Here is a 17,946-nt window from a genome sequence, read left to right as displayed (position 1 = left end):
GGCTCGACGTATGAGCGAGACCCCGGACAGCGCCGTCCGTACGCACACCCGTGACTACATCCGGTCCCACCGGGCGGCCTTCCTCGACGACCTCGCCGAGTGGCTGCGCATCCCGTCGGTCTCGGCGCAGCCCGACCACGACCCGGACGTACGGCGCAGCGCCGACTGGCTCGCGGCGAAACTCGGCGAGACCGGCTTCCCGGTCGCCGAGGTCTGGGACACCCCCGGTGCGCCCGCCGTCTTCGCCGAGTGGCCCTCCGACGACCCCGGGGCCCCGGTCGTCCTGGTCTACGGACACCACGACGTGCAGCCCGCCGCCCGTGAGGACGGCTGGGCGACCGACCCCTTCGACCCCGTCGTCCGGGACGGCCGGCTGTACGCGCGCGGTGCCGCCGACGACAAGGGGCAGGTGTTCTTCCACACCCTCGGCGTCCGCGCCCATCTCGCCGCCACCGGCCGCACCACCCCCGCCGTCCATCTGAAACTTCTGGTCGAGGGCGAGGAGGAGTCCGGCTCCCCGCACTTCCGTGCCCTGGCCGAACAGCACGCGGACCGGCTGGCTGCCGAGGTCGTGATCGTCTCCGACACCGGCATGTGGTCGGCGGACACCCCCACCGTCTGCACCGGGATGCGCGGCCTCGCCGAGTGCGAGGTCGAGCTGTACGGCCCCGACCAGGACATCCACTCCGGCTCGTTCGGCGGCGCCGTACCCAACCCGGCCACCGTCGCCGCCCGCCTCGTGGCGGCCCTGCACGACGAGCACGAGCGGGTCACCGTGCCCGGCTTCTACGACGGTGTGACGCCGCTCGGCGACACCGAGCGCGCGCTCCTCGCCGAGCTGCCCTTCGACGAGGAGGCGTGGCTGCGTACGGCCAAGTCGCACGGCACACTCGGCGAGGCCGGCCACTCGACCCTGGAGCGCATCTGGGCCCGCCCCACCGCCGAGGTCAACGGCATGGGGAGCGGCTACCAGGGCCCCGGAGGCAAAACGATCATCCCGTCGTCCGCCCGTCTGAAGCTCTCGTTCCGGCTGGTCGCCGGCCAGGATCCGGAGCGGATCGAGCAGGCCGTCACCGACTGGATCGACACCAGGATCCCGGCGGGCATCCGCCACCGGACCACCTTCGCGGCGGGCACCCGCCCCTGTCTGACCCCGCTGGACCACCCCGCGCTCCAGTCGGTCGTCCGGGCCATGGGCCGCGCCTTCGACCGGAAGATCCGCTTCACCCGCGAGGGTGGATCCGGTCCCGCCGCCGACCTCCAGGACGTGCTCGGCGCACCCGTGCTGTTCCTGGGCATCTCCGTACCGTCCGACGGCTGGCACGCGCCGGACGAGAAGGTCGAGATCGACCTCCTGCTGAAGGGCGTGGAGACCACCGCCTATCTCTGGAGCGATCTCGCCGCCGCTCTCCGCTGAACAGACACCCATCCATCCGGGGGAGTTGGAAGTACCAGTGAGCACCACCACCAGCGGCGCGGACATCGCCGCACACCGGCCGATCGTCCTCGCCTCCGACAGCGGCATCGACCGGGCCGCGCACCACCGTCTCGACGAGGCGTGGCTGGCCGCCGCCTGGAGCCACCCGACGACGCGGGTCTTCGTCGTCTCCGGCGGTCAGGCGCTGGTCGACGACACCCCGGACGGCCGGACCGAACTCGTCATGACGCCCTCCTTCGAGGCGCCCCTCACCGAGACCCACCGCTACTTCCTCGGTACGGACGAGGACGGTGTCAGCTACTTCGCTCTCCAGAAGGACTCCCTGCCGGGCCGGATGGACCAGCAGGCCCGCCCGGCGGGTCTGCGCGAGGCGGGGCTGCTGCTGTCGCCGCGCGACGCGGGGCTGCTGGTCCACGCGGTGGCGCTGGAGAACTGGCAGCGGCTGCACCGCTTCTGCTCCCGCTGCGGCGAACGCACCGTCATCGCCGCGGCCGGTCACATCCGGCGCTGCCCGGCGTGCGGCGCCGAGCACTACCCGCGTACCGACCCCGCCGTGATCATGCTGGTCACCGACGAACGGGACCGCGCGCTCCTCGGCCGCCAGGTGCACTGGCCGGAAGGCCGCTTCTCGACGCTGGCGGGCTTCGTGGAGCCGGGGGAGTCGATCGAACAGTCCGTGATCCGCGAGGTGTTCGAGGAGGCGGGCATCCGGGTCGGCGAGGTGGAGTACGTCGCGAGCCAGCCCTGGCCCTTCCCGTCGAGCCTGATGCTGGGCTTCATGGCCCGCGCCACCTCCTCCGAGATCACCGTGGACGGCGACGAGATCCAGGAGGCGCGCTGGTTCTCCCGGGACGATCTGCGCGTCGCGATCGAGTCGGGCGAGGTCCTGCCGCCGTCCGGCATCTCGATCGCGGCACGGCTCACGGAGCTCTGGTACGGAAAGCCGCTGCCCAGACCGCTGAACTGACCCGCGACGACGTACAGGAGGCCGGGGGCTTTGTGCCGGCGCGCGCGGGGAGTCCGCCCCCCGGCGCGCGGAAGTGTCCGGCCGACACGCGGGAGCCCCGCAGACGCACGGGAGCCCCCGCCGAGGCGGGGGCTCCTGCGATGCCGTGCCGTGTGCCGTGCCCGTGGGCTCAGGCGCCGACCTTCTGCTTGACCTGCGCGAGAGACGGGTTCGTCAGCGTCGAACCGTCCTCGAAGAGCAAGGTCGGCACAGTCTGGTTACCGCCGTTGGCCTTCTCGACGAACGCCGCCGAGTCCGGGTCCTGCTCGATGTTGATCTCGGTGTACGCGATGCCCTCGCGGTCCATCTGGCCCTTGAGCCGACGGCAGTATCCGCACCACGTGGTGCTGTACATCGTCACGGTCCCCGGCATGTCGTCTCGCGCTCCTCTGGCAGGTTCGAAATCTCTTCGCAGTGGACTGAACGTACGTGACCTGGTCACCATTCCCGCACTTGTAAGACCAATGTGACTCCCCTGTGGACAACCACGGCACCAGCCCCACGGGACCTGGCAGCATGGCGGGGTGACAGCAGCAACGCACTCCTCACCCTTCCCACAGGATTCCGACGGCGGTCAGATCGTGGCCCCGCCCCGTGACGCCGACGCGGTGCTCGACGGACTCGATCCCGAGCAGCGCCAGGTCGCGACGGCACTGCACGGGCCGGTGTGCGTGCTGGCCGGTGCCGGTACGGGCAAGACCCGCGCGATCACGCACCGCATCGCGTACGGCGTGCGGGCCGGGATCCTCCAGCCCGCCAGCGTCCTCGCCGTCACCTTCACCAACCGGGCGGCGGGGGAGATGCGCGGCCGGCTGCGCCAGCTCGGCGCGGGCGGGGTCCAGGCGCGGACGTTCCACTCGGCGGCGCTGCGCCAGCTCCAGTACTTCTGGCCCAAGGCGGTCGGGGGCGAGATGCCCCGGCTGCTGGAGCGCAAGATCCAGCTGGTCGCCGAGTCGGCGGCGCGCTGCCGCATCCGGCTCGACCGCAACGAACTGCGGGACGTCACCGGCGAGATCGAATGGGCGAAGGTCACCCAGACCGTGCCCGCCGACTATCCGGCCGCCGTCGCCAAGTCCCACCGCGACGCCCCCCGCGACCCGGCGGAAATCGGCCAGGTCTACGCGATGTACGAGCAGCTGAAACGGGACAGGTCGGTGATCGACTTCGAGGACGTCCTGCTGCTCACCGTCGGCATCCTCCAGGACCGCCACGACATCGCCCAGCAGATCCGCGGTCAGTACCAGCACTTCGTGGTGGACGAGTACCAGGACGTCAGCCCGCTCCAGCAGCGGCTCCTCGATCTCTGGATGGGCGACCGGGAGAACCTCTGCGTGGTCGGCGACGCCAGCCAGACCATCTACTCCTTCACCGGCGCCACCCCGGACCATCTGCTGAACTTCCGTACCCGCCACCCGGACGCGACGATGGTCAAGCTCGTCCGTGACTACCGCTCCACCCCCCAGGTCGTGCACCTGGCCAACGGCCTGCTGAATCAAGCCAGGGGCCGCGCCGCCGAACACCGGCTGGAACTGATCTCGCAGCGCGACGCCGGCCCCGAGCCCGCCTACACGGAGTACGCGGACGAGCCCGCCGAGGCCGAGGGCACCGCCCACCGGATCCGCGACCTGATCGCCGCAGGCGTCCCGGCCGGTGAGATCGCGGTGCTGTACCGGATCAACGCCCAGTCCGAGGTCTACGAACAGGCCCTCGCCGACGCCGGTGTGCCCTACCAACTGCGCGGCGCCGAGCGGTTCTTCGAGCGCCAGGAGGTACGGGAGGCGGGCGCCGCCCTGCGCGGCGCGGCCCGCTTCGGCGACAACGACGCCCTGCTGGACGACATCGTCGACCTGCCGTCCCAGGTGCGGGCCGTGCTCTCCACCAAGGGCTGGACCACCGACCCCCCCACCGGCTCCGGCGCGGTGCGGGACCGCTGGGAGTCGCTGGCCGCGCTCGTCCGGCTGGCCGAGGACTTCGTCCGGGCCAGGCCGGAGGCGACCCTGGCCCATCTCGTGACGGAACTGGACGAGCGCGCCGCCGCCCAGCACGCCCCGACCGTCCAGGGGGTCACCCTCGCCTCGCTCCACGCGGCCAAGGGCCTGGAGTGGGACGCCGTGTTCCTGGTCGGCCTGACCGAGGGCATGATGCCGATCACCTACGCCAAGACCGACGAACAGGTCGAGGAGGAGCGCCGGCTCCTCTACGTGGGGGTCACTCGCGCCCGGCTGCACATCTCCCTCTCCTGGGCGCTCTCCCGGGCCCCCGGTGGCCGGGCCTCCCGGCGTCCCACCCGCTTCCTCGCCGGACTGCGGCCCGGCTCCGCCGCGCCGGGGACACCGGGCGCGGCGGCGGGCGGCGCGGCGGAGCGCGGCGGCAGGCGCAAGCGGCGCGGCCCCGTGCTGTGCCGTGTCTGCGGCACGACGCTCACGGACGCGGGCGAGATGAAGCTGATGCGCTGCGAGGGCTGCCCCTCGGACATGGACGAGGGGCTGTACGAGCGGCTGCGCGAGTGGCGCTCCGACCAGGCCCGGCAGTTGGGCCAGCCCGCCTACTGCGTGTTCACCGACAAGACGCTGATGGCGATCGCCGAGGCGGTGCCGGGCGACGACGGCGAGCTGTCCAGGATCTCGGGTGTCGGCGGGCGCAAGCTGGAGCGGTTCGGAGCCGATGTTCTGGCCATCTGCGCAGGTGACGAGCCTGCTGGGGAGGACGCGGAGAGCTGACGAAAACTCGTCGGGAAAATAGTTTGCGCGCGCCCCGCGAATCACCATAGGTTCTTAACCACCGGGACAGCAGGCTTCTCCGAGGCCCTGTTCCCGTGCTCTACTTGTCCGAAGTGGTATCCGGATTTCGACACGCCGAGAGGAGGCGATTCCAGTGATCAGCATCAACAGCCGCTCCGTCAGCACCGCCAAAATGACCGATCTTCCGATCGCCTCTGTCTGCACTCTCGCCGTGCTGCGTGCCGGACTGCTCGCCAGTGATGGATCCACGTTCTTCGCCACCGGTCTGTCCGGCGTCCGCGCCGGCCGGATCAACCCCGTGGCTGTTCCTGCCACGGGCGGCAATGAGCGACCGATCAAGGCACTGGCGGCAGAAGCAGCAGCGACAGAGGCCACCGCCTATGCCGTGGCGGCGGCCGGTGCCGAATCGAAGAAGCAGACCAAGCAGCACCACACGATGTGGGCCATCCGTGGGCCTGAACCCTGGAGTGATCCAGCCTGATTCATGATCAGGCCGGCGCCTTCAGGGCCGCGGAACCCCACCCGGGATCCGCGGCCCTTCTGTTTGTCCCGAACGGGACGGACGGAACGAAGGGGCCTCGGGAGACGAACCACCCGGTACCAGCCGACAACCGGCCAACAGGCCGGACCGAACAGACGAGGAAGACACCGCCGTGCAACTCGAAGCGCACGCCCCGTCCGTACCGCCTTCCGAAACGATCACCCCGCCCTGCGCCACGGAGGACTCCACCTTGACCCCCCTCACCGCGCTCACCGCGCTCGACGACGCCATCGAGAACCTCGGCGTCCCCGTTCCCTGCCGCGCCTACGACCCGGAGGTCTTCTTCGCGGAGTCCCCGGAGGACGTCGAGTACGCCAAGTCCCTCTGCCGCACCTGCCCGCTGATGGAGGCATGCCTCGCCGGCGCCAAGGAGCGGCGTGAGCCCTGGGGTGTCTGGGGTGGCGAGCTGTTCATCCAGGGTGTGGTCGTCGCCCGCAAGCGGCCCCGCGGCCGTCCGCGCAAGAACCCGGTCGCGGCATGAACATCACCGGCACCGTCGACCGCCCCCACACGCACGATCCCAAGAAGCTGGCCCCCATGACCTCTTCCCTGCATGAGCCGTCCGGCTCCGCCACCTCAGCCGTCAGTACCACCGGCGCGAGCGACTCGCGCCAGAACAGGACCCGCGAGATGCAACTCATCCCAGAAGCCATGGCACGCGCGCATATGAGCGAGCGCCTGCGTGAAGCCGACGCGGAACGCCGGGCCGTGCGCCTGGTCGCCGCGCGGCGGATGCAGCGCCGCGCCGAGCGCGTGTCGTTGCGCGCCCGCCGCGCGCTGGCCCTGGCGGTCATGCACTGACCCCCACCGGCCGGGCGCTACAACACAGCTGAATCCCGGAAACCCTCCGCCTCGGGGGCCGGTCCTCACGGACCGGCCCCCGAGGCGCGTTCACCGGCGGACCGGTCGCCGTCTCAGGCGCCCGCGCCCGAGTCCACCTCGTCCTGGGCCTTCTTGCCGGTCTTCTTCCGGGCCTTCTTACCGGGCTTGACGTGGGCCTTGTCCTGAGCCGGGATCCCGGCCGGAATCCCCGCCGTCGCCCCGGACGCCGCTTCATCCGCGACGGGTTCCACCGCCACCGGCTCCTCCGCGACGGCTTCCTCCGCCACCGGTTCTTCCACCAGGAAGCCCGGGAGCCACTCCTCCAACTCCTCGCGCAGCCGCACCGTGGCGTTCAGCTGGCACAGCACCCCGATCGTGCTCAGCGTGACGCGGTGTATCAGCAGATAGGAGGGCGGCAGATTCAACTGCTTCCCCAACTGGTGCGCCGGAGAACGCGGATCGGCGATCCGGGCCGCCTGCGTGCGCATCCAGCCCCGGGTGAACGTGAATTCCTCCGCCTCCGCCGGCTCGATGATCGGCAGCAGATACTCCAGCACCGCTTCCGGGTCGAGGGCGATGGACTCCTTGACGAACCCTTCCGTGCGCAGCAGCTCGTACACCGTCTCCGCGTCGCGCTCCAGCGTCAGCCGCAGCGACTCGCCGATCGTCTCGGGCAGCCCGCCCGGCAGCCGGTCCACGGTGCCGAAGTCCAGCACGCCGAGCCGCAGTTCACCCTCGGCCGCCATCCCTTCCTCCCCGGCACCGGCGGGCGGCAGCAACCGGAAGTTCCCCGGATGCGGATCCGCGTGCAGCAGCCCCGTCCGGGCCGGACCCGAGAAGAGGAAACGCGCCAGCAACTGACCCGCCCGGTCGCGCTGCTCCTCGGTGCCGTCCGTGATCACATCGGCCAGCGGCATGCCGTCGATCCACTCCGTGACCAGCACCTGCTCGCTCTGGTGCACCACGTCGGGCACCACCACGTCGGGATCGTCCGCGAACTCCACCGCGTGCTCACGCTGGGCCCGCGCCTCCAGCTCGTAGTCCAGCTCCTCCGAGACCCGGTCACGCAACTCCGTGATCAGGGGCTTGACGTCCATGCCCGGCACCAGCGGCCCCAGCAGCCGGGCGAACCGGCTCAGCTGCGTCAGGTCCGACAGGAGCGCCTCCCCGGCACCCGGGTACTGGACCTTCACGGCCACGTCCCGCCCGTCGTGCCACACCGCCCGGTGCACCTGGCCGATCGAGGCGGCGGCCGACGGCTTCTCCTCGAACTCCAGGAACAGCTCGCGCCACTCCTCGCCCAGCCGCTCCGCCAGCACCTTGTGCACCGTGCTCGTCGGCATCGGAGGGGCCGCCTCCTGAAGCTTGGTGAGCGCCGCCCGATAGGGGCCCGCCACCTCCTCCGGCAGTGCCGACTCGAAGACGGACAGCGCCTGCCCGAACTTCATGGCACCGCCCTTCAGCTCACCGAGCACCTTGAAGAGCTGGTCCGCCGTGCGCTGCTGGAGCTCCCGGCCCACGATCTCCGCGGACATTCCGCCGATCCGCTTGCCCAGGCCCCAGGTGGCACGACCGGCGAAGCCCAGTGGCAGCGCGGCCAACTTGGCAGTTCGGGTGACCGCCTTCCGGGGAAGATCAGACATGCGCCCCTCCAAATCCCAGACAGCCGAGCCGCGTACGGCGATTACCCCACCATTGTGTCGTGCGGCGCGTCCGCAGGGGTCATACCCTCGCGCCCCGGCTGTCCGGCCGCCCCGCACGGGCAGCCCGGACACGGCCTGATCCGCTCCGCACGCCATTCGAGCAGGGGCTGGGTGATCTCCCAGCGCGCGCCGGTACTCGCCGGCAGCTCCCCGTCCAGGAAGGACAGCGCGTGGGCGACGGCGAGACCGGCCACCGTCGTCGCGAGCCCCAGGTCACAGGCCGGGGTGACCGACGCCCGGCGGCCCGACCGCCACTGGGCCAGCATCAGCGGCCACCCCGGCTCCCGGCCGGTCCGCTCCTCGTGCACACACCCCGCGCACGCGGTACCTCCCGGCAGCACCAAGGGGCCCACCACCCCCGTGGCCTCCACGACTCCCGCGTAGAGATGCGGGGTCCCGGTGCCGATCCAGCGTTGCGCGGACACCGGATCCGGCGCGTACGCCGCCAGCCCGTCCCGGGGGGCGACGATCACCAGCGACAGCCCCGCCCCGCTCCCGCTCGCCGTCGCCGCCCGCACATCGGCATGGTCGGAACGCCCGGCCACCGCCCGCCCGCCCCACCGGTCGGTGTCATCGGGGTCCCCCGCGTCCGCCCCACCCGCACCAGCCGGGCCGGCCTCGTCCATCGGTTCCCCCCGATGGCCACGACCGGACGGGGCCCCGTCACCCGCCGCCCACACCGCTCCCGGCGATGCCGCCCTGCCGGATCTGCCCGGAGCCGAGCGCCGCACCAGCTGCCGGGCCGCCACGTCCCTGCGCTCACCCACCGACTCCACCGGCAGCCCGCCCGGCGCCACGTCCCACGCCTCGGTGAGCCCGCCCTCCAGCACATCCACCTGGCCCACCCCCGCGGCCGAGAGCCCGGACGCGATCACCGCCCCCACCCGGCCGGCCCCGCGCACCTGGACCCGCATGGTGCGCCGCGCCGCCAGCCGCTCCATCGCCGCCCCCGGCTCACGATGTGTGACGGACAGCGACGCCAGATCCGCCCGCAACCGGTCCAGCTCGACCTTCCGGCTCCGCAACGCCTGGGCGGCCCGTCCCCCCGCCGTGCTGTCGTCCAGCAGCCCGGCCGCCGCCAGCCGGTCCACCAGCGCGTCCGCCCGGCCCTCCGGCAACCCCATCCCCCGCGCCTCGTCCCGCAGCAGCTCCAGCCCCCGGGTGCCGTCGAGCAGGTCCAGAAAGCTGCCCGTGGCCGTATCGACCGGACCCACCACCACCGCGTGCGCGGGAGTGATTCCGAACTGGACCGTCTGCCGCTCCCGCCAGGCCCGGCGCAGGGCGGGCTTCACCATTGGATGCATATTCGTCTCCCCCGTGATGCCTGATGTGCGATCCGATTCCAGAATGCAGGGAACCGGTGAGAGCTGCGGAGAGTTATCCACAGGCGTGGGGAATTAGCCGTTCAAATGACGGGTGCATGGAGTGGATCAAGATCAATTGGTTCCCGCGACGGGACTTCCCGCACGGACAGCGGGTAACGTCGACCTGTGTCCGTCGACCCTTCCCCGCCCGTCGCCCAGGAATCCCCACCGGAGCGCGCGGGAAACCAGGAGACCGGCGTGACCGGCCGTGCGCAGCGCGGCCCCGCGACGAGCGCCGTCGAGGTCCGCAGAAGCGCCCGGCGCAACAGGACGGTCTCCGCGTACCGCGAGGGCGACCGCACCATCGTGCTCATCCCGGCCCGCATGTCGGAGGCCGAGGAGCAGCGGTGGGTGACCGTGATGCTCGACAAGCTCGCCGCCCAGGAGAGCAAGCGCGTCCTGGGTGACAACGACCTGACGGCGCGCGCCAAGCACCTCTCCGACCAGTACTTCGAGGGCCGGGCCCGCCCCGCCTCCGTCCGCTGGGTCACGAACCAGAACACCCGCTGGGGCTCCTGCACCCCGGCCGAGGCCAGCATCCGCCTGTCCCACCGGCTCCAGGGCATGCCCGAGTACGTCGTCGACTACGTGCTCGTGCACGAACTCGCCCATCTCCTCGTGCCCGGCCACGGCCCCCGCTTCTGGGAGCTGCTGGAGGCGTACCCCCGCACCGAACGGGCCCGCGGCTATCTCGAAGGGGTCGTCGCCGCCGAGCGGCTGCCGCATCTCCCCGACGCCCCCGGACAGTGATCGCGGCCCTTCGGTGATCGTGTACCGAATGTGTACCGGCTTGGCTCAATGTCGCACCCAGCCGTTAGCCTGACGCGACGTGTTCAGTTCGGGATGGGGGACGGTCGTTACGTATGGCGAGGGAATTCCAACGCGGCCACAAGGCCAAGGTCAGTGACCTCACGCCGGGGACGGATCTGTACGTAGGTGTGCAGATCGCGGGGCCCGGCCTGACGTTCGACATCAGCTGTTTCGGCCTCGACGCCAATGAACAGCTCTCGGACGACCGGTATTTCATCTTCTTCAATCAGCCGAAGTCTCCTGAGGAATCAATCCAGTTGCTCGGCGCGCAGTCCGGCGACACCGAATCGTTCCGCGTCACGCTCGACCGCGTTCCCGCCGCCGTCCGGCGGCTCTCGTTCACGGCCACCGTCGACGGCGCCGGACAGATGTCCCAGGTGGGTCCCGGCTACATACGGATCGTCGCGGGTGGCGAAGAGGTCGTCCGGTACGCGTTCGACGGCTCCGAATTCAGCACCGAACGCGCGCTGATGCTCGGGGACTTCTATTTCAAGGACGTCTGGCGGTTCGCCGCCGTCGGCCAGGGCTTCGACGGCGGTCTCGACGCGCTGCTCAGGAACTTCGGCGGCGAGGTCGCCGAGGAGGAGCCCCCCGCAGCCGCGCCGCCCGCGAGCGCCGCCGTGCCGTCGTTCGCCCCACCGCCCGCGGCCCCCGCGCCGTCCTTCGGGGCCCCGCCCGCACCCCAGGCCCCGGCGCCCCCGCCGTCCTTCGGCGCACCGCCGGGGACCCCCGCGCCCGAGCCGCAGCCGGTGCACGGCGCCCCGACCCTCGCCGCGCCGCTCGCACCGCCCCCCGCTCCGTACGGCCAGCCGCCGGGTCCGCCGGGACCCCCGCAGCAGCCGCAGTTCGGCCAGATCCCGGGCCAGGCTCCCGGTCATGCCCCCGGCCAGTTCCCCGGTCAGGGACAGCCGCCGGGCGCGCCCGCGCCGTACGGTCAGCCGGCGCCGCCTCCGTACGGAGGCCACACCCCCGCCGCGCCGACCCCGGCCGTGCCCCAGACCGGCCCAGGGCTCCAGGCAGCGCTCCAGCCCTACCGCGAGGCCCCCACCGGCCAGCGCTGGACCCCGCAGAACCAGCAGCTCATGCGGGTCGACCTCGGCAAGGGCGACGCACCCGTGCTGGCCCGCCAGGGCAGCATGGTCATGTACCAGGGGAAGGTCGACTTCGGCTACAAGAGCGCCGGATTCGCGGGCCGCATCGTCGGCAACGCGACCGGCCAGGAGATGCAGCTGATGCGCTGCACCGGGCGCGGCCAGGTGTTCCTCGCCGAGGAGGGCGCGCATCTGCACCCCATCGAGCTCCAGGGTGACGCCATCTGCGTCTCCGCGGAGAACGTGCTCGCCTTCGACGAGGCCCTTCAGTACGAGGTTCGCCGTATCGAGGGCCACGGCATCCCCGGCGGCGCCCTGTTCACCATGCAGTTCCAGGGCACCGGCACCGTCGTCGTGAAGACCCACGGCGTCCCGGTCGTGCTGCCGGTGACGCCCACGACGTTCGCCGACGCCAACGCCGTCGTCGCCTGGTCGGCCGCCTCCCAGGTGATCCTCTCCAGCCAGGTCCGGCTGCGCCGCAACGCGTATCCGGGGCACAGCGGGGAGACCGTGAATCTCCAGTTCCGGGGAGCCCCCGGCAACTTCATCGTCGTCCAGCCGTACGAGGTCTGAGGGAGCCCTTCACATGAACCAGCAACTCGCGGGCTTCGCCCCGACCCCCGTCACGGCCCGGATGGAGAATCACGGCCGTTCCATGCTCAAGGTCGCCATGACCAGCGGGCAGGACCTGTACGCGCGCACCGGCTCGATGATCGCCTACGAGGGCTTCGTCCAGTACGAGCCCAACCCGCCCGCCGTACGCCAGATCGCCGGCCAGTGGGTGGCGGGCGAGGGCACCCCGGTCATGAAGTGCGCCGGTGACGGCCTGCTCTACCTGGCCGACTACGGCGCCGACGTCGTCGTCGTCAACCTCAACAACGACGCCCTCTCGGTCAACGGCACCAACCTGCTGGCCTTCGACGCGCACCTCCAGTGGGGCGTCGAGCGGGTCAAGGGCCTGGCGAAGTTCGCCGGCCAGGGCCTGTGGAACGTGACGGTCTCCGGGGTCGGCTGGGTCGCGCTGACCTCCCGCGGCACACCGATCGTGGTCGACTGCGGCCGGGGCGAGGACGAGACGTACGTCGACCCCGACGCCCTCGTGGCCTGGTCGCCCGCGCTCAAGGTCAAGGGCAAGCGCAGCTTCAAGGCCTCGTCGCTGATCGGACGGGGCAGCGGAGAGGCGTTCCAGATGGCCTTCTCGGGCCAGGGCATCGTCGTCGTACAACCGAGCGAGGACAGCACCGACCGCCTGCGGGTCCGGGGCTGAGGGGGAGGGAAGCACCATGCAGAGCCCGCTTTTCGGACTCGCGGAGACGCAGTCCCAGGAACGCTATGTCGTGCAGAACCCGCAGCTCCTGCGGGTCGCGCTCACCGGCCAGGACGACGTCCTCGCCCGCAAGGGCGCGATGGTCGCCTACCAGGGACTCGTCGACTTCGACGGCGAGTACCAGCCCGGGGGGCGGCGGCGTTCCCGCGCGCGCACCGGCGAGGGGCTGGACCTGATGCGCTGCTCGGGACAGGGCACCGTCTACTTCGCCAACCTGGCGCAGTACGTGCATGTCGTGGACGTCGAGCAGGAGGGCATGACCGTCGACAGCGCCTATGTGCTGGCGCTCGACTCCACGCTGCACACCGAGGTCATCGCGGTGGACAGCCAGTACGGCATCTCCGGCTCCGGCAAGTACCAGCTCAACATCTCGGGCCGGGGCAAGGTCGCCCTGATGACCTCGGGACAGCCGCTGATGATGCACGTGACGCCCGACACGTACGTGAACGTCGACGCCGACGCGATCGTGGCGTGGTCCTCCGCGCTGCGGGTGCAGATGCAGGCGCAGACGCACTCCTCGGGGGTCCGGCGCCGGCGGGGCAGCACGGGGGAGGGCTGGGAGCTCAGCTTCCTCGGCCAGGGCTTCGCCCTCGTCCAGCCCAGCGAGGTCATGCCGCCGCAGCACGCGGACATCGGGCAGGGTCTGCGCGCGCAGTACGGCGCGGGCCAGCAGGGCGCGCACGGGCAGAACCAGAACAACGTCTGGAACTAGGGTCTGTCGCCCTGATCAGGCCCGGTCCGCGAAGACCTCTCCCGAGGGCGGGTCTTCGCGGACCCGGCCTGGGCACCCGGATCACCCGGTCCTGTCCGCGGGGATCGCGGGGACCCGCTCCGCCGGGCGGAACCGGATCGCCGCACCCGCGTTCCCTACGCGACGGGGCGGCCTCCTGAAGAGGCCGCCCCGTCGCACACGGTCGTGACCGTCAGCCGGGAACCCGCTCGGAGAGCGCGGCGCGGGTACGGGCCAGCAGCCGTACGACCGACCCGTCGGCGACCCCCGCCACCTCGTCGTACTCGAACCAGCGCAGGTCCAGCGACTCCTCGCTGATCGCCTCCACCGCCCCGGGCGGCGCCGACGCCGCGTACTGGACGTCCAGATGCCAGTGGCAGGGCGCCGGAATCGCGTGCCGGTCGAGCTGTACGGGACCACCCGGCAGCAGCGTCAGTCCGGGAATCCCGGACTCCTCCGTGGCCTCCCGCAGCGCGGCGGCGGCCAGCGACCCGTCGGCCGGCTCGCAGTGGCCGCCCATCTGGAGCCACATGCCGAGCTTCTTGTGAAGGGTCAGCAGGACCCGGCCCCGTTCGGGGTCGATCACCAGGGCGCTCGCGGTGACATGCCCGGCCCCACAGGCTTTCCACATGCCGTCCGGGTGGGCCGCCAGGTGTGCCAGATAGATCTCGCGCAGCTCCGGCTGGCCCTCGTACCTCTTCAGTACGCGGACGGTGTCGTCGTGCAGGTTCACTTCGCGCTGTCGCCCTTGTCCTCGCCCGTGCCCGGGTCGTCCTCGCCCCGGTCGCCGTCCTCCGCCTTCCCGTCGCCCGTCCCGTCGGCCTTTCCCTCGGCCGTCCCGTCGGTCCCGTCCCCGGCCCCGCCGGTCCGTCCCGCGGGCTTCGTCCCGCCGTCCGCCGCCTCGCCGAGCAACTTGTCCAGCTCGGAGAAGTCCGCGTGCTCGTGGTGCACGAAGCCGTCCGGGTCGTCCAGGTCCGAGGCCGTCGGCAGCATGTCGGGGTGCGCCCAGAGCCCGTCGCGGCCGTCCACGCCCCGCGCGTCCGTCAGCGAGGCCCAGAGCCGGGCGGCGTCCCGCAGGCGCCTGGGGCGCAGCTGGAGGCCGATGAGGGTGGCGAAGGTCTGCTCGGCCGGACCGCCCGACGCGCGGCGCCTGCGCAGCGTCTCACGCAGCGCGTCCGCCGAGCTGAGCCTGGTCCTGGCCGCCTCGTGGACCACCGCGTCCACCCAGCCCTCGACCAGCGCCAGCGCCGTCTCCAGACGGGCCAGGGCGGCCTTCTGCTCGGCCGTGTCCTCCGGCTGGAACATGCCCTGCTGGAGTGCTTCCTGAAGCTGCTCGGGGTTGGACGGGTCGAGCTGGCTGACGGCGTCCTCCAGCTTGGACGAGTCGACCTTGATGCCGCGCGCGTACCCCTCGACCGCGCCGAACAGATGGGACCGCAGCCACGGCACATGGGCGAAGAGCCGCTGGTGGGCAGCCTCGCGCAGCGCCAGATACAGCCGCACCTCGTCCTGCGGGATGCCGAGGTCCTTGCCGAAGGCGGCGATGTTCAGCGGGAGCAGCGCGGCCTTGCCGGCCGGGCCCAGCGGCAGACCGATGTCGGTCGAGCCGACCACCTCGCCCGCCAGCGCGCCCACGGCCTGCCCGATCTGCTGCCCGAACATGGCGCCTCCCATGGAGCGCATCATGCCGATCAGCGGCCCGGCCATGGCCTGCATCTCCTCGGGCAGCACGTCGCCCATGGCGGCGCCGACCCGCTCGGCCACCGGGTCGACCAGCTGCTGCCACGCCGGCAGGGTCGCCTCGACCCACTCGGCGCGGCTCCAGGCCACGGTCGATCCGGCGCCGGACGGCAGGGACGTCACGGCGTCGAGCCATACGTCCGCCAGCCGTACGGCCTCTTCGACAGCCGTCCGCTCGCCGGGGCCCACGCTCGCGTCCTTGGTGCCGTCGGGGGTGCCCCGGGAGACCGTCTGGCGGGCGATCTGCTTGGCCATGTCCCAGTTCACGGGACCGCCGTCGTAGCTGAGCATCTGGCCCAGCTGCTGGAAGGCCGCACCGAGGTCGCCCGGGTTCATCGAGCCGAACATCGCGGCGAGCGGGTTGTCCCCGCCCGCGCCGCCGCCCGGCAGGCCGAAGCCCGAGAAGGGGTTGCCGCCACCGCTCCGGCCGCCGCCCTGACCACCTCCGGCGGGGTCGTTCTTCTTGCCGTCGCCGTCCTCTGGCTCCTCCGGCGGAAGGCCGAATCCGAATGGGGTGTCACTCACGGGTTTCCTCGGCTCGTTGGGCCGCCGGCACTCCTGCCGGCGGCGACTGCCCGACACCACCAGCGTAGACATCCGAGGCCGCATCCGGGCTCGGTGCTCCGCCAACGCTCGGCCTGCGGCAGGATGGACGCCACCTGGTACGTACGTGTCATACACGTCCGTACTGAAGACAACCGCTGGAGACGCCCGGTGAGTTCCCCAGATCCACAGGTTCGCGGAGCGCGAAACCGCTCGGCCCCGACCCCGTCGCGCGGTCCCGTCGTGGCGGTCACCGGAGCCGCCTCGGGCGTCGGCGACCTGCTCACCCGGCGCCTCGTGGCGTCCGGTGAGATCAAGCAGGTCATCGCCATCGACGAACGCCGCGGCGAGGTGCCGGAGGCGCGATGGCACATCCTCGACGTACGGGATCCGGCCATCGCGGAGAAGCTGCGCGGCGCGGACGTGGTGGTGCACCTGGCGCTCGACCTGGACCTGGAGCGGGACGCGGCCGCCCGTACGGCCTACAACGTCCGCGGCACCCAGACGGTGCTCACCGCGGCCGCCGCCGCCGGGGTGCACCGTGTCGTCCTGTGCACGTCGGCCATGGTCTACGGGGCCCTGCCCGACAACGACGTCCCGCTGTCGGAGGACGCGGAGCTGCGCGCCACCGCCGAGGCCACGGGCGTCGGCGACCTCCTGGAGATGGAACGGCTCGCCCGCCGCGCGCCCCGCGCGCACCCCGGCCTGAACGTCACCGTCGTACGCCCCGCCGTCCTTGTCGGCGGCACCGACACCGCCCTGACCCGCTACTTCGAGTCACCCCGGCTGTTGGTCGTCGCCGGGTCCCGGCCCACCTGGCAGTTCTGCCATGTGGACGACCTGGTGAGCGCCCTGGAGTACGCGGCGCTCGAAAAGGTCGAGGGCGAGCTGGCCGTCGGCTGCGACGGCTGGCTCGAACAGGAGGAGATCGAGGAGCTGAGCGGCATCCGCCGTATGGAGCTGCCCTCCGCCGTCGCCCTGGGCGCCGCCGCCCGGCTGCACCGGATCGGCCTCACCCCGTCCCCGGCGGGCGACCTCGCGTACACGATGCACCCCTGGGTGGTCAGCGTCGGCCGGCTCCACGACGCGGGCTGGCGGCCCCGCTGGACCAACGAGGAAGTCCTCGGCGCGCTCCTCGAAGAGGTCGCGGGCCGTCACACCGTCGCTGGCCGGCGGCTCGGCCGCAAGGACGCCACGGCCGCCGGTGCCGCCGGCGCGACGGTCGCCCTGCTCGGCGCGGCCGCGGTGGTGCGCCGGGCCCGCAAGGCGCGCCGCCGCCTCTGACGGGCGGCAAGCGCTCCCCGGACCCCCGTCCTGTCGCCGACCTCTCCAGGAGGCGGTGGCGCGGGCGGGCACCGAACAGCGGGTACGGGAAGGCACCACTCCGCGGCGCTCGTGCCGTACGGCACGATGGACCGTATGGCAGGCATCGAGGCACAGCGCACGAAGGTGGCGGACACCCGAACGGCCCGCACCGCGGCCCACCCGGGCGAGCGGGCGGCGCGACACCCAGTCCGGCTGGTGGCGATCCGCGAGACCCCGCTGTCCGTGGACGAGGTCTTCCGGGCGGTCGGCGACGACGCGGCGGGAGGCACCGCCCTGTTCGTCGGAGCGGTCCGCAACCACGACGGGGGCGCCGATGTCGACGCCCTCGGCTACTCCTGCCACCCGACCGCCGAGGCCGAGCTGCGCCGGGTCGCCGAGAAGGTGGCCGCCGCCTTCCCCGTCCGCGCGCTGGCGGCCGTCCACCGGGTGGGCGACCTCGCCGTCGGAGACCTCGCGGTCGTGGTCGCCGTGTCCTGCCCGCACCGCGCGGAGGCGTTCGACGCCTGCCGGCAGTTGATCGACGACCTCAAGCGCGAGGTACCGATCTGGAAACATCAGACCTTCTCCGACGGTACGGAGGAGTGGGTCGGCGCCTGCTGAGCCCGTTCGGCACCCGCCCGAAGCCCTGTCGGCACCCGACGTGTCGCCCTCTGTTCCCATGTGGCCCGATTTGCGTAACCGCACCCCTGCGCGGAGCGTTGAAGCAGCGGATGACTAATCTGCTGATCACTCGGTTCGTACACACACATCGGGTTCATACACAA

17 protein-coding genes are annotated in these 17,946 nt (G+C 71.9%); 12 read left to right on the top strand and 5 right to left on the bottom strand.

The features are described from left to right. Window positions 1-10 precede the first annotated feature (10 nt). Both OG875_RS09205 and nudC read left to right on the top strand, forming a co-directional pair. Window positions 11-1,417, top strand: coding sequence for a dipeptidase (locus tag OG875_RS09205; RefSeq protein ID WP_330173723.1), 1,407 nt, complete (start codon window positions 11-13; stop codon window positions 1,415-1,417). A 37-nt stretch (window positions 1,418-1,454) separates the two neighbouring features. Next, the gene (gene nudC / locus OG875_RS09200) at window positions 1,455-2,405 is read left to right on the top strand and encodes an NAD(+) diphosphatase (RefSeq protein ID WP_443079088.1); all 951 of its coding nucleotides are present in this window, start codon (window positions 1,455-1,457) and stop codon (window positions 2,403-2,405) included. 169 nt (window positions 2,406-2,574) lie between these two features. Here the strand turns inward: nudC and OG875_RS09195 are convergent, their stop codons facing one another. Then, on the bottom strand, window positions 2,575-2,817 hold the full coding sequence (locus tag OG875_RS09195) for a mycoredoxin (protein ID WP_330173722.1): 243 nt from the start codon (window positions 2,815-2,817) through the stop codon (window positions 2,575-2,577). Window positions 2,818-2,968: 151 nt separating this feature from the next. On the opposite strand from OG875_RS09195, the gene OG875_RS09190 reads away from it, so the two are divergent. The 4 genes from OG875_RS09190 to OG875_RS09175 all read left to right on the top strand — a co-directional run bounded on the left by OG875_RS09190 (window position 2,969) and on the right by OG875_RS09175 (window position 6,527). Further along, on the top strand, window positions 2,969-5,164 hold the full coding sequence (locus tag OG875_RS09190; protein ID WP_443079087.1) for an ATP-dependent DNA helicase UvrD2: 2,196 nt from the start codon (window positions 2,969-2,971) through the stop codon (window positions 5,162-5,164). A gap of 154 nt (window positions 5,165-5,318) precedes the next feature. Then, window positions 5,319-5,666: a hypothetical protein gene (locus tag OG875_RS09185; protein WP_330173721.1), complete on the top strand. Its 348-nt coding sequence runs from the start codon at window positions 5,319-5,321 to the stop codon at window positions 5,664-5,666. 172 nt (window positions 5,667-5,838) lie between these two features. Then, window positions 5,839-6,207 (top strand): WhiB family transcriptional regulator, encoded by a 369-nt coding sequence (locus OG875_RS09180; RefSeq protein WP_330173720.1) that lies wholly within the window; start codon window positions 5,839-5,841, stop codon window positions 6,205-6,207. Then, on the top strand, window positions 6,204-6,527 hold the full coding sequence (locus OG875_RS09175; RefSeq protein ID WP_330173719.1) for a hypothetical protein: 324 nt from the start codon (window positions 6,204-6,206) through the stop codon (window positions 6,525-6,527). The genes OG875_RS09180 and OG875_RS09175 overlap by 4 nt, the downstream gene beginning before the upstream one ends. 113 nt (window positions 6,528-6,640) lie before the next feature. On the opposite strand, the gene OG875_RS09170 is transcribed toward OG875_RS09175, so the two are convergent. Beyond that, window positions 6,641-8,191, bottom strand: coding sequence for an ABC1 kinase family protein (locus OG875_RS09170; protein WP_330173718.1), 1,551 nt, complete (start codon window positions 8,189-8,191; stop codon window positions 6,641-6,643). 41 nt (window positions 8,192-8,232) lie between these two features. Further along, entirely contained in the window at window positions 8,233-9,555 is a 1,323-nt protein-coding gene (locus OG875_RS09165; RefSeq protein ID WP_443079086.1) for a ThiF family adenylyltransferase, read from the bottom strand. Between the two features lie 186 nt (window positions 9,556-9,741). On the opposite strand from OG875_RS09165, the gene OG875_RS09160 reads away from it, so the two are divergent. The 4 genes from OG875_RS09160 (at window position 9,742) to OG875_RS09145 (ending at window position 13,555) form a co-directional block, all read left to right on the top strand. Next, window positions 9,742-10,365, top strand: coding sequence for a M48 metallopeptidase family protein (locus OG875_RS09160; protein WP_443079085.1), 624 nt, complete (start codon window positions 9,742-9,744; stop codon window positions 10,363-10,365). Between the two features lie 113 nt (window positions 10,366-10,478). After that, the gene (locus OG875_RS09155; protein ID WP_330173716.1) at window positions 10,479-12,089 is read left to right on the top strand and encodes a TerD family protein; all 1,611 of its coding nucleotides are present in this window, start codon (window positions 10,479-10,481) and stop codon (window positions 12,087-12,089) included. Window positions 12,090-12,102: 13 nt separating this feature from the next. Then, the gene (locus OG875_RS09150) at window positions 12,103-12,783 is read left to right on the top strand and encodes an AIM24 family protein (RefSeq protein ID WP_330173715.1); all 681 of its coding nucleotides are present in this window, start codon (window positions 12,103-12,105) and stop codon (window positions 12,781-12,783) included. 16 nt (window positions 12,784-12,799) lie between these two features. After that, the gene (locus OG875_RS09145; RefSeq protein WP_330173714.1) at window positions 12,800-13,555 is read left to right on the top strand and encodes an AIM24 family protein; all 756 of its coding nucleotides are present in this window, start codon (window positions 12,800-12,802) and stop codon (window positions 13,553-13,555) included. 211 nt (window positions 13,556-13,766) lie between these two features. On the opposite strand, the gene OG875_RS09140 is transcribed toward OG875_RS09145, so the two are convergent. Then, complete coding sequence (locus OG875_RS09140) at window positions 13,767-14,306, bottom strand: NUDIX hydrolase (RefSeq protein WP_330173713.1); 540 nt, start codon at window positions 14,304-14,306, stop codon at window positions 13,767-13,769. Next, window positions 14,303-15,838: a zinc-dependent metalloprotease gene (locus OG875_RS09135; RefSeq protein ID WP_330173712.1), complete on the bottom strand. Its 1,536-nt coding sequence runs from the start codon at window positions 15,836-15,838 to the stop codon at window positions 14,303-14,305. The genes OG875_RS09140 and OG875_RS09135 overlap by 4 nt, the downstream gene beginning before the upstream one ends. A 189-nt stretch (window positions 15,839-16,027) precedes the next feature. On the opposite strand from OG875_RS09135, the gene OG875_RS09130 reads away from it, so the two are divergent. Together OG875_RS09130 and OG875_RS09125 are read left to right on the top strand one after the other, a co-directional pair. Then, window positions 16,028-17,140: an SDR family oxidoreductase gene (locus OG875_RS09130; protein ID WP_330173711.1), complete on the top strand. Its 1,113-nt coding sequence runs from the start codon at window positions 16,028-16,030 to the stop codon at window positions 17,138-17,140. 135 nt (window positions 17,141-17,275) lie between these two features. Next, the gene (locus OG875_RS09125; RefSeq protein ID WP_330173710.1) at window positions 17,276-17,782 is read left to right on the top strand and encodes a molybdenum cofactor biosynthesis protein MoaE; all 507 of its coding nucleotides are present in this window, start codon (window positions 17,276-17,278) and stop codon (window positions 17,780-17,782) included. Window positions 17,783-17,946 lie beyond the last annotated feature (164 nt).

Source organism: Streptomyces sp. NBC_01498, from assembly GCF_036327775.1.
Classification (GTDB): Bacteria; Actinomycetota; Actinomycetes; order Streptomycetales; family Streptomycetaceae; genus Streptomyces.
The sequence above is the reverse complement of the archived record's forward strand: the minus strand, read 5'-3'. Positions and strand labels throughout refer to the sequence as shown.

Coding starts and splice junctions, on each gene's coding strand:
- OG875_RS09205 (WP_330173723.1), top strand. CDS start 11: ATGAGCGAGACCCCGGACAGCGCCGTCCGTACGCACACCCGTGACTAC.
- OG875_RS09195 (WP_330173722.1), bottom strand. CDS start 2,817: ATGCCGGGGACCGTGACGATGTACAGCACCACGTGGTGCGGATACTGC.
- OG875_RS09175 (WP_330173719.1), top strand. CDS start 6,204: ATGAACATCACCGGCACCGTCGACCGCCCCCACACGCACGATCCCAAG.
- OG875_RS09170 (WP_330173718.1), bottom strand. CDS start 8,191: ATGTCTGATCTTCCCCGGAAGGCGGTCACCCGAACTGCCAAGTTGGCC.
- OG875_RS09165 (WP_443079086.1), bottom strand. CDS start 9,555: ATGCATCCAATGGTGAAGCCCGCCCTGCGCCGGGCCTGGCGGGAGCGG.
- OG875_RS09155 (WP_330173716.1), top strand. CDS start 10,479: ATGGCGAGGGAATTCCAACGCGGCCACAAGGCCAAGGTCAGTGACCTC.
- OG875_RS09150 (WP_330173715.1), top strand. CDS start 12,103: ATGAACCAGCAACTCGCGGGCTTCGCCCCGACCCCCGTCACGGCCCGG.
- OG875_RS09145 (WP_330173714.1), top strand. CDS start 12,800: ATGCAGAGCCCGCTTTTCGGACTCGCGGAGACGCAGTCCCAGGAACGC.
- OG875_RS09125 (WP_330173710.1), top strand. CDS start 17,276: ATGGCAGGCATCGAGGCACAGCGCACGAAGGTGGCGGACACCCGAACG.